Origin of the sequence: Yersinia hibernica, assembly GCF_004124235.1 — a bacterium.
Classification (GTDB): domain Bacteria; phylum Pseudomonadota; class Gammaproteobacteria; order Enterobacterales; family Enterobacteriaceae; genus Yersinia; species Yersinia hibernica.
Genome location: NZ_CP032487.1, coordinates 518,095 through 529,459 on the forward strand (window position 1 = coordinate 518,095; position 11,365 = coordinate 529,459).

Genomic DNA, 11,365 nt, shown 5'->3' on the forward strand with positions numbered 1-11,365 from the left:
TGAACCTATGAAGAAGAAAACGTTATTTACCCTGTTATTAGTGGTGGTCGTTATTGCCATGGCAGTGCTATTTCGCGCTCATAATCAAGACTTGCTGTTGCAAGGGGAAGTGGATGCGCCGGAAGTGATTGTATCGTCTAAAGCCAAAGGCCGAGTGATGGAGCGCCATGTAGAACGCGGTGATGACGTCAAAGCCGGGCAATTGCTGATGACATTAGAAAGCCCGGAGCTGATGGCACAATTAGCCGGATTGGAAGCCGCGCGTGACCAGGCGCAGGCCCAGTTAGATGAATCGCTCCATGGTACGCGCGAAGAGAGTCTGCGTAATTTAAGGGCAAATTTGGCCCAAGCGCAGGCGGAATATGAGAATGCGCTCCATACCTATAACCGCAATAATAGTGTGGCGACCAAGGGGTTTATTTCGGCTTCAGAGCTTGAAGATTCGCGCCGTGCCAAAGATAGCGCCTATCAGCAAGTTCAAGCCGCCCAAGCTAATTTGGATGAAGGTTTACACGGCGACCGTTCAGAGCTGCGTGATAAATATGCCGCAGCGGTTCGTCAGGCCGAGCAAGATTTAGCACAATTGACAGCCCAAACCGACGATTTACACGTACGCGCCCCAGTTGCCGGTGAAGTCGGCCCGATCCCCGCGGAAGTGGGCGAATTGCTTAATGCCTCCAGCCCATTACTGACGCTAATCCGCCTACCACAAGCTTATTTCATCTTTAACTTGCGCGAAGATATTCTGGCCAATGTACGCAAGGGGGACAAAATCACGCTGAGAATTCCTGCATTAAAAGACCAAGAGGTGGTGGCGGAAGTGCGCTATATCGCCCCAATGGGTGACTATGCCACCAAGCGAGCAACCCGAGCTACCGGTGATTTTGACCTGAAAACTTTCGAAGTTCGCCTCTACCCAGCACAGCCTGTCGACGGCTTGCGGCCAGGGATGAGCGCATTGTGGCAGTGGAAAGAGTAAGTGGCCAAGGTCAGAGGCAGGGCGCTCGATAGAATACAGGCGGGTTGGCGCTGTTTTAGCCGCTATTTTGGTCAAGAAACGCGGTCAGCGTTGCGCAGCCCGGTATTTCACTGGCTAAGCTGGTGCTTCCCATTGCTGCTATTTATCTTAATTAGTAGCAATTTTTCTGAAGGGACATTGCTGGATTTACCCGTTTCCGTGGTTGATAACGACCATTCGCCGTTATCACAGTCATTAATCCGTCAGCTGGATGCGGGACCCCATGCCCAGGTTGTGGCTTATGACGGGGGGCTAGAGGAAGCATTGCACCGTCTGCGCAGCGCGCAGGATTATGCCCTACTGTATATTCCAACTGATTTTGAAGCTGATGCTTTGGCGGGCCGTCAACCCAGTATTGTGCTGTATTATAATGCATTATTCTATGGTGCCGGTTTATACGCGACCCAAGATTTCAGTGGGCTGATAGCCGAAGCTAATACCGGATTCCGCACGATTATTGCTGGAGAAATGGGGGAAACATTGCCTCCATTAGCCAATGTCACGCTTTCTTATGGCAGCTTATTCAATGCCAGTGGCAGCTATATTTACTATCAACAGTTTGCTGCCACTATCCATTTATTGCAGTTATTTGTTATCACCTGGATGATTTATGTATTGGCCCGCAGTAAGGCGCTGCTGACCGCCAAACCTTTCAGTCTGGCCCTGCTGGGTAAATTGGCCCCTTATACCTTATTTTTCACCACGTTACTGATGGTAGAAATTGCCATGCTAGTGGGGTTCTTTGGCGCACGGGTCAGTGGTAATCCGCTGTTTATGCCGCTGATTGGCTTCTTTTATGTCATGGCGGCGCAGAGTATTGGCGTGCTGCTATTCACCTTTACCAGTAGCGCAATCACGGCTTACAGCTTGATTGGGATTATTGTGAGTATTGCATTAACTTTTTCAGGTATGGCGGTGCCAGAGCTGTCTATGCCGTTGCCCGCGCGCATTATTTCCAATTTTGAGCCACTGACGCACGCCCTCTATGCCATGTTTGATGTGTTTTTGCGCCAAGTCCCGGCCAGTGCAATTTTTAGTGTTTGTGCCATTTTGCTGGTTTACCCGCTAGTGACCTCTTTGCTGGTGCGCCATCGCCTGCTGCTTCGGCTACAAAAGCAGGAGACTATTTGATGCCGAGCGGATTAAAAAGCTACTGGCAAACATTCAGCCGCGTGTTGCTGGGGATGCTGGAAAAACCGATGTGGCTAATGCTGTTGGTCTCACTGTGTGTGATGAGTATGGTTTATGCCAATCACACCGTATGGGATCTGCCGGTCGCCGTGGTTGATCAAGACCACAGCACTGCCAGTCGCCAATTGATTCGCCAACTGGATGCAACCTCAAAAATATCTATCAGAATTTATGACAATCTGCCAGATGCCCAGCGGGATCTGGCGTGGCGAAAACTGTTTGCGGTGATCATCATGCCGACGGATCTGGAGCAAAAGATCCTCAATGGCGACAGTATCGTGATCCCGGTTTATGGGGATGCGACCAACCGCTTGGCTAATGGGCAGATCCAACAGGATGTGGTGGCGGCTTATCAGCAATTATTGAATGAATATAACAGCGGTTTATTATTACGCAGCGGCTTTACCCCGCGCCAGGCCGAGGTGCTGTTGGCCCCGATTCGTGGACAAACGCTGGATGTGTTTAACCCCGGAATCAGTTTTGCCGCCATAATCTTCCCCGGCTTGTTAGTGATGCTATTGCAGCATTCATTATTGATTGCTTGTGTGCGGGTCAGTATTGCTCTGAAGAGCGCGCCCTCCGGCAAGCCCTCCATTCCGGTGTATCTGGGCGGGCTTTCTGCTTTGTTACCTATCTGGCTCTTTCTGTCTATTGTGTTGTTTGTGTTGTGGCCATGGGTGCTGGGCTACCGCCAGACGGCATCGATTCCTGAAGTGTTGCTACTGACTTTCCCATTCTTGCTGGCGGTGCTGGGGCTGGGGAAACTGGTGACAGAATGTCTGCGCAGTGTGGAAATGATCTATCTGACACTTTCGTTTGTCACCATGCCGATTTTTTATATTTCTGGCACGATTTGGCCGCTGCAAGCTATGCCCGGGTGGGTTCGGGCCATTTCCTCCATGCTGCCATCCACCTGGGCCACCAAAGCTATCGCCGGGGTCAATCAGATGGGGCTATCACTGCGGGATGTCGGGGGGGACGTGCTGATGTTATTGCTGCTGGGCGCGATTTATACTCTGATTGGCATTAGCGTTGGAATATTACGCAACCGCGTGAAATTGCGCGCGCTACTCCGGGGGAAATCGGCGGCTAAATAATGAAAAACCGGGCGAGATACTGCGCCCGGTAACATGCTAGGAAACTAACTCTAATCCGGCAAGTCGCCGCCAATAGCCGTTGCAATCGGCTTTATCAGTCAATATCAGCGGATTCAACCCCGACTCATTGGCGCGGAACTGCTCAATAACACTGAGGGTTTCTGTGCTTTGTGGCGAAAGTCGAACAATATCCACTAAACCTTGCATGGAAATCAGGTCATTGCCCAAGTTGTAGCAGTAGCCACTCTGGGTTTGAATGCCATTGAGGACAAACACCTGCTGGTCTTCTTGTGATAGCACCGCTCGCCCCTGCGGGTATTTTATACAGCATGTTTCGCACTCGTCCTTGGCCCGGTCTTCTGAGCGCGCAGTGAAACAGCGAGCAGAATAAGCCAGCGGTAAATGGCCGTAGCTCAATACCTCGACTTCAAATTGATTGCGAAACCCTAACTCTTCACACTGTTGCAGTACATTCACCAGCCAATCGCGCGACAATTCAACGGGCATACACCAGCGCATCATGCCCTGACGATGTAAAATCCGCAGAGTATAGGCGTTGTAGCAATTGAGGGCATGGCCAGCAACAAACGGTAAACTGCGTTCAGCGGCCATATTCACCGCGCCTAAATCATTGGCTTCCAGCAAAAACTCGCCGTTTTCCACATAGCGCTTCAATTCATTGAGTTCTGATGGCGCTTGCAACAGTGCCAGTGTGGAAATCACCACCTGCTTACCGCTGGTGGCGAGCTGTTTAGCGAGTGCCAGCCAGTCACCGACTTTCATCTCGCGGCGTTTGGTGCACACATTCTCACCAAGATAAATGATGTCGGCGCTGCTGGTGGCAGCGGCTTGATAAAAAGCTTCAATATCGGTTTTTGGCCAGTAATAGAGCACTGCGCCTAAGGCGTATTTCATGTTTCCTCCGGCTACTGCCACTTGCGATGATAAGCGCCCAGGGTCGTTTGGGTGCCCTCGGACATGGCGCCCAGTTGTTCCATCCACTCTTCTTTGGCAGAAAATTGCGCCGGATTGGCCAGATAGCGGTCAATTGCCTGACGCCACACTTTGGCAACTTGACTGACATAAGCGGGGCTGCGCTGGCGTCCTTCAATTTTCACTGAAGCAATATTGGCGGCAAACAACTCGGGCAGCAGCTCGAGGGTATTTAGGCTGGTCGGCTCTTCCAGTGCATGATAGCGCTGACCATCCACCCGATAGCGCCCTTTGCACAATGTCGGATAACCGGCATTTTCGTTATCCTCATAGCGGTCGATCAGCACCTCATTGAGACGGGATTCCATCCCTTGCGGGGTTTGCTGCCAGCGCACAAAGCGCGCCGGAGAACAAGCCCCCACCGTGTTAGGGGACTCGCCGGTCAAATAAGATGAAAGATAGCATCGGCCTTCAGCCATAATGCACAAACTGCCAAAGGCAAAAACCTCCAGAGGAACTGGGCTGGTGCGCGACAGCTGCTTGACCTGATGCATGGATAACACGCGCGGTAAAACAACACGCGCGACATCAAAGTGGCGTTGATAGAAGCGGATAGCTTCCTCATTAGTGGCAGAGGCTTGCACCGAAACATGGCGTTCAACTTCTGGGTAATGTTCAGCGGCATATTCTAGCATCGCCAAATCCGCCAGAATCAGCGCGTCAGCCCCCAGTTGTGCCGCCATATCTACCGCCCGTTGCCAACGCGAATAGCCACTCGGGTGGGCGAAAGTATTAATGGCGATATGCAGTTTGCGCTTACGGCTGTGGACGTAAGTGACCGCTTCCTGTAATTTTTTATCGGTGAAGTTAAGGCCGGCAAAGTGGCGGGCATTGGTATCATCTTTTAGGCCGATATAAACCGCGTCGGCACCATTATCGATTGCGGCCTTTAATGCGGGTAAATTGCCGGCAGGGCAAAGCAGCTCCATAGAATCTTCCCCATCCGAAGATGATATTCATATTTTATCGAGTGGCGATTTTAGTTAACCTGCCGAGCACTGACCTTGATTTAAGGCAGTTTCTTTCGCATTGGTGGCATTCTTCTGATTTTTAGCAATGCACTGATGCAAAATTTATTGATATAACCCGCTTTCCTATTTTACCAATGTGGCAAAATACCCTTCATACTTGAAACCGCAGGGGTGTTCGCTGCGGGTACTTACCCAAATCACTTATTGACATAAGCTCATTGGGATTGACTGGCTGGCAGCCGACCTGCAATTCCAATGACTTTGGGTAGTTATCTTTTTATCTGGGTTAAGAGGAGTCAGCCTGTGTTGGGAGAACTACGAGCACGTCTGGTGCGTCAAGGGCCAGCGCTGTTGCGGGGGCCGTTAAAATTTACCCCATTTGCTTTACAACGCCAGATACTGGAACAAGTTCTGGGTTGGCAATTCCGCCAGGCGCTGCTAGACGGCGATTTAGCGTTTTTGGAGTCTCGCTGGTTAAAAATTGAAGTGCGCGACCTTGCATTGCAATGGTTTATGACCGTAGAAAACGGTAGGCTGGTGGTGAGCCAACAGGCTGAAGCCGATGTTAGCTTCAGTGGTGATGCCAACGATCTGATTTTGATCGCTGCCCGTAAAGAAGACCCGGATACGCTGTTTTTCCAGCGCCGGTTACGAATTGAGGGAGATACCGAATTGGGCCTGTATGTAAAAAATCTGATGGATGCCATTGAATTGGAATCTATGCCGACGCCCCTGCGAGTGGGCCTGCAACGGCTGGCTGAGTTTATTGAAGCGGGTCAGCAAGAGGGTACGGCGAGTTCTGCCCGTACATTAGCATCGTGTTGATCAGGGTTGAAATTCCAGTCGATGCCCCGGGAATTGACACCTTATTACGCCGGGCGTTTGAGGGCGATGATGAAGCCGAACTGGTGCAGCAACTGCGCGAAGACGGCTTACTGACGCTGGGCATTGTGGCAACCGACGACGAGGGCGGTGTGGTTGGCTACGTGGCATTCAGCCCGGTCGATGTCGGCGGTGAAGACCGTCAATGGGTCGCACTGGCTCCGCTAGCGGTAGAGGAGAGTCTGCGCCGGCAAGGTCTGGCGGAGAAACTGGTGTATGAGGGGCTGGATTCTCTCAATGAGTTCGGTTATGCCGCTGTCGTGGTGTTGGGGGAACCTGCTTATTATCAGCGTTTTGGCTTTGTACCCGCCGCCCAGCATCAATTAACTTGCCGTTGGCCTGGCACTGAAGAAGCTTTTCAGGTTTATGCGTTAGCGGAAGATGCATTGGCTGACGTGGATGGCGAAGTGGTATTTTCGGCACCGTTTAATCGGTTTTAACCGCTGATTGCTTATTGATAATTTTCTTATCGATGAGCAAGGTATTTAAGGTAGAAGGCTGGTTTATCACCAGCTTCTCTTTTTGCTGCTTACTGAGTTGTTTCACCCGATATTCCAGTTTCAAGGCCGTCGAATGATCCCCGGCTTTGCAGTGAAATACCAGCGCTAACTCTCCTTTACCCCGCAGCGCTTTAGCGCCTTTCCCAGCTTGATGCTGCGAGAGTCTTCTTGCCACATCGGTTGTAATACCGGTATACAGCATGCCGGTGGCGGTGCGCAGCAGATAGATATACCAAAGGCTGTCCGACATAATCTTATTCCAGTCCGGGGGTAGCGGTTCGGAACATTATTACCGGAATTCCATGTTGCATCCTGACTTTTTTATCTGCTGGCACCTATTCTGACTAAATTGAGACTCTTTTACTTACTTCGCTTTTGCTGCAAATTCAAAACGCGGTGAAACTAAGCCGTACAGTGTCCAACCGAGGAAGGTCACAATTGCGCCCCACGTCATGGCTTCCTGACCGGAACTGTAAAGGGCATAGAAGCTGTACATCGCGCCGATAAAGGCGATGATATTCGCTTTACGCGCTTTGGCTGGCGCAACATTGGCGGTTTTCTGAATTATGACCAAGGCTGCCATCGACAGAATATAAGGGATGATATTGGTGACAACCGCCAAATTGACCAGCACGTTGAATTGTTTATTCAGTGATGGGCTAATGGTCATCAGCGACAACACACTCTGGATGATAACAATGGTCAGCATCCCTTTGATTGGTGCATCAGCTTTACTGACTTTAGAGAAGATTTTCGGGAAGAAACCTTCATCGGCAGAGGATTTGAACACCTGGGCGATGGTGAACTGCCAGCCCAGCAATGAACCCACGCAAGACATAATCATCAATGCCATGATGATTTTACCCACCGCTGGGGTGAACATATAGGCGAATGCTAAGCCAAACGGTGCAGTCGAGTTGGCCAAATCCATATTAGGCACAATACCGGCGATGACGTTAGTCGAAATAATATAAATAACCGCTGCACCTAAAGTCCCACCCAATACGGCGATCGGAACGTTACGTTCAGGGTTTTCGACGGCGTCGGTGTTCGCGCAAGCAGATTCCAAACCAAGGAAAGCCCATAATGTCATTGAGATGGAAGAACCGATAGCTTCAAAGGTCGGTACGCCATGTGGATTCCATGCCGCGACGTAAGCTGAGCCGCTAAACCAGAACCAGCCAATAATTGAAATACCCACCACCGGGATAATCACCCCCCAGATAGTTACGCTACTGATCTGCCCGGTAATCCGCGCGCCGCCGAAGTTAGCCACAGTGGCTAACCACAGCACGCCAATAGTGGCGAGGCAGATACCTAATGGGGTTAGTGTGGCACCCAATAATTCCGTCCCGTAGCCCACCGCCGAGATAGCAATGGCAATGTTGGCAATCAACAGGGATGCCCCATAGGTATAGTTGGCCATAAAGTTGCCGGATTTACCGAAAGCGTATTCGGCATAACCGCCCATCCCGCCAGATTTACGGCTAAACATCCCGCATTGAGCAAAAGCATAAGCCAGCGCCATGGAGCCGACGGCGGTGACTAACCATGAAACGATAGAAATCGTCCCAACTTCGGCGAGTTTGGTTGGCAGCATAATTATGCCTGACCCCATCATATTGACGGCCGTCAGAATTGTTAGCTGTACTACTCCCATCTTATTATTTGATTTACTCATTTTTATTATCTCTTTTTAAATTTCAGAGACTGCGGGAATAATTAATCCCCGCAGGTTTGAGCGAATGTTGGTGTTGTATCAATCCATTTCATATCTGAGGTTACAGCACTATTATTTACCTTGCTGCAACACCAAATAAGTTGTGGAATAAACTCTTTTTCTTCATTATTTCATCATATAGCCGTATGCGCGGTTCCATCCGTCTTCATCGACTTGTAAATAAACACCTTGTAATTCCGGTGCAAAACCTGGCAATAAATTGATACTTTCTTCAAGTGCCAGGAAATAACGCTGAGCTGCGCCACCCCATACTTCGCCAGGGACAACACATAATACTCCTGGTGGGTAAGGAAGTGCGCCCTCCGCAGCAATTCGACCTTCTGCTTTACACAATGGAACTAATTCAGCATGCCCACGGACGAATTCAATATTGGCATCTTGCGGATTCATCATGACTTTAGGGAAATACTGTTTACGGAACATTTCTTTTTGCAGCTGTTTCACATCGTAGCTGACATAAAGGTCATGCATTTCCTGACATAATTTACCGATGGTATAATCTTTATAGCGGGTTTCATTATTACGATAAACAGTCGGTAAGACTTCACATAACAGAGCGTCTTCTTCAATAAAACGTTCAAAACGAGCAATTTGTGCAACCAGGTGTTGCATTTTTGCTAAGTCTTCTGCTGGTGTTAATAAGAACAGAATTGAGTTAAGGTCACATTTTTCTGGCACAATACCATTTTCGCGCAGGAAATTAGCCAGAATAGTTGCTGGAATACCCGATGCTGTATATTCACCGGTATTAGTATCAATACCTGGTGTAGTTAATAATAATTTGCATGGGTCAACAAAGTATTGTGACTCTTCATAACCCTCAAATGCATGCCATTTTTCGCCGGGAATAAAATTAAAGAAGCGTAAATCTTGTGCCATGGCATCGGTGTCATATTCCTGCCAAGGTTTACCATTAACTTCTACCGGGACAAAAGGTTTAATCATGCTACAGGTATTTAACAGCATTTTACGCGCTTCAATACCGGTCTTAACACAATCGAGCCACATACGCTGGCCACTTTTGCCTTCATGCATTTTCGCATTGACATCTAATGCCGCGAATAATGGATAGAATGGGCTAGTAGATGCGTGCAACATAAAGGCATTATTAAAACGCTTATGATTGCAGTAACGATCTTGGCCTTTAATATGTTTATCTTTCTTATGTATTTGTGAAGTTTGCGAGAAACCCGCTTGTTGTTTATGTACTGACTGAGTGACGATAATACCTGGATCGTTCTCATTCAGTTCAAGTAATAATGGTGAGCAATCTTTCATCATTGGAATAAACTGTTCGTAACCCACCCATGCAGAGTCGAACAGAATATAGTCACAAAGATGACCAATTTTATCTACTACCTGACGAGCATTATAAATGGTGCCGTCATAAGTCCCTAATTGGATAATCGCCAGACGGAATGGGCGAGCTTCATTCGCACGTTCAGGTGCTACGCTACGTATTTGTTCACGCAGGTATTTTTCTTCAAAACAATGAGCATCGATACCGCCGATGAAGCCAAATGGGTTACGGGCAGTTTCCAGATATACTGGTGTAGCTCCTGCTTGAATTAGAGCGCCATGGTGGTTGGACTTATGGTTATTACGGTCAAACAGCACCAGGTCACCACGAGCTAATAGGGCATTAGTTGCTACTTTATTAGAAGCCGATGTCCCGTTCAGTACGAAATAGGTTTTATCGGCATTAAATACTTTTGCGGCATGTTTTTGAGCATCACAAGGTGCGCCCTCATGAATCAGCAAGTCACCTAATTTGACATCAGCATTACACATGTCAGAGCGGAAAATAGTTTCGCCGTAGAAGTCAAAAAATTGACGGCCAGCGGGATGTTTGCGGAAGAATTGACCACCTTGGTGCCCTGGACAAGCAAAGGTAGAATTTCCCATTTCGACATATTTTTTTAATGTGTTGAAAAAGGGTGGTAGCAACTCTTTTTCATATTTATCAGCGGCTGATTCTAGTTGTTTACCGTAAAAATCAGTATTATCGCCGCACAGTTCAAATACCCCATTTAAAGACGGTAATACATCGCTATTCAGTTCCTCTTCACAACAAACTGCCGCAAAAATAGGAATCTCTAGACCTAAGGAATGAATGCTTTCAATGACACCATTATTAATGTCTTGAACAGAAAGCACCACGGCAGCAACATCAGTAAAGTCTGTGTGTAAAACATCTACTACTTCACGCTGTGATTCGAAACAGGTTATGGCTGACGTACTCGCCGCGATATTTAATTTTTTCATTTATTTTTTCTCTCTTATTTTATTTAGGGTATATGAACCCATCCAACATTTTTGCAATTTGGATTTAGTCTTTTAATAAATTTTGTGTACAGCAGTCCGTATCAATGAATTAAAATTCATTAATAAAAAGTCTGCTTTTCTGCGTAACACTTTGCCGTTATGTAAAACAATAACTAAATTTCAGGCGAAGTGATCCTCATGTCATTAAGCATTGATGACAGAGGTGACATTATTTTTACGGGATAGCTATGTTTCTGCTGAAAGACTTTAAACACCAGGCCAATAGAGCGTGAGTTATAATTTTCAACAATCTATTAGGCGTAAAAATATTACCGAGTGTTAGTCTGTTCGGAGAAAGCAGATAATAGTTAACATAACGCAAAGGTAGCAAACACTTTTCGTATCTGTTAAATATTGAGCATAGACAATGACTATCCAATAAAAACGGATGTCATCGCAGGAAGGATATTATCTATAATGAAAATAGGAAAAGTTAAAATAACTACGATGTGCCGGCATCATTAAATGCGTTGTCCGCCTTATATGCGCCATTTTCTTGTTGTTATTTTCCATTTGCGTAAGGTCTCTGTTTTTTTTAAACAAATTTCTGGTTTTAAATAAGGTTTTCGTTTTAAACAGAATTTTCGAAAATCGAACTGATGGCGGCTATTTTAGTCATAACACTTATTCATTCTGTGACTCACGTC

General features: G+C 47.7%; 11 protein-coding genes. 5 read left to right on the forward strand and 6 right to left on the reverse strand.

Going from position 1 to position 11,365, the window contains the following annotated elements:
- The first annotated feature begins 7 nt into the window (after positions 1–7).
- Genes D5F51_RS02500 through D5F51_RS02510 form a run of 3 tightly spaced genes read left to right on the forward strand, consistent with a single transcriptional unit; the run spans position 8 to position 3,306 of the window.
- Entirely contained in the window at positions 8–979 is a 972-nt protein-coding gene (locus D5F51_RS02500; RefSeq protein WP_129195504.1) for an HlyD family secretion protein, read from the forward strand.
- Positions 980–2,149 (forward strand): ABC transporter permease, encoded by a 1,170-nt coding sequence (locus D5F51_RS02505; RefSeq protein WP_129195505.1) that lies wholly within the window; start codon positions 980–982, stop codon positions 2,147–2,149.
- Positions 2,149–3,306: an ABC transporter permease gene (locus D5F51_RS02510; protein WP_025379681.1), complete on the forward strand. Its 1,158-nt coding sequence runs from the start codon at positions 2,149–2,151 to the stop codon at positions 3,304–3,306. Before D5F51_RS02505 ends, D5F51_RS02510 begins: the two co-directional genes overlap by 1 nt.
- Positions 3,307–3,342: 36 nt before the next feature.
- On the opposite strand, the gene D5F51_RS02515 is transcribed toward D5F51_RS02510, so the two are convergent.
- Positions 3,343–4,221: a U32 family peptidase gene (locus tag D5F51_RS02515; protein ID WP_129195506.1), complete on the reverse strand. Its 879-nt coding sequence runs from the start codon at positions 4,219–4,221 to the stop codon at positions 3,343–3,345.
- Positions 4,222–4,232: 11 nt separating this feature from the next.
- Positions 4,233–5,228 carry a ubiquinone anaerobic biosynthesis protein UbiU gene (ubiU, locus tag D5F51_RS02520; RefSeq protein WP_129195507.1) on the reverse strand — a complete coding sequence of 332 codons (996 nt, stop codon included), beginning with the start codon at positions 5,226–5,228 and terminating at the stop codon, positions 4,233–4,235.
- A 345-nt stretch (positions 5,229–5,573) separates the two neighbouring features.
- Between ubiU and ubiT the strand changes: the two genes are divergently transcribed.
- Positions 5,574–6,095, forward strand: a complete 522-nt coding sequence (gene ubiT / locus D5F51_RS02525) for a ubiquinone anaerobic biosynthesis accessory factor UbiT (protein WP_129195508.1) — start codon at positions 5,574–5,576, stop codon at positions 6,093–6,095.
- Entirely contained in the window at positions 6,089–6,592 is a 504-nt protein-coding gene (locus tag D5F51_RS02530) for a GNAT family N-acetyltransferase (RefSeq protein ID WP_025379677.1), read from the forward strand. The genes ubiT and D5F51_RS02530 overlap by 7 nt, the downstream gene beginning before the upstream one ends.
- Here D5F51_RS02530 and D5F51_RS02535 read toward each other — a convergent pair.
- From D5F51_RS02535 to speFL, 4 genes are all read right to left on the reverse strand, one after another.
- Positions 6,579–6,902, reverse strand: a complete 324-nt coding sequence (locus D5F51_RS02535) for a GIY-YIG nuclease family protein (RefSeq protein ID WP_129195509.1) — start codon at positions 6,900–6,902, stop codon at positions 6,579–6,581. The genes D5F51_RS02530 and D5F51_RS02535 overlap by 14 nt on opposite strands.
- 114 nt (positions 6,903–7,016) lie before the next feature.
- Positions 7,017–8,333, reverse strand: coding sequence for a putrescine-ornithine antiporter (gene potE / locus D5F51_RS02540; protein WP_025379675.1), 1,317 nt, complete (start codon positions 8,331–8,333; stop codon positions 7,017–7,019).
- Between the two features lie 165 nt (positions 8,334–8,498).
- Positions 8,499–10,658 carry an ornithine decarboxylase SpeF gene (speF, locus tag D5F51_RS02545; protein ID WP_025379674.1) on the reverse strand — a complete coding sequence of 720 codons (2,160 nt, stop codon included), beginning with the start codon at positions 10,656–10,658 and terminating at the stop codon, positions 8,499–8,501.
- A 468-nt stretch (positions 10,659–11,126) separates the two neighbouring features.
- A complete protein-coding gene (speFL, locus tag D5F51_RS02550; protein WP_115175270.1) occupies positions 11,127–11,231 on the reverse strand; it encodes a leader peptide SpeFL in 105 nt (34 codons plus the stop codon).
- Positions 11,232–11,365: the final 134 nt, after the last annotated feature.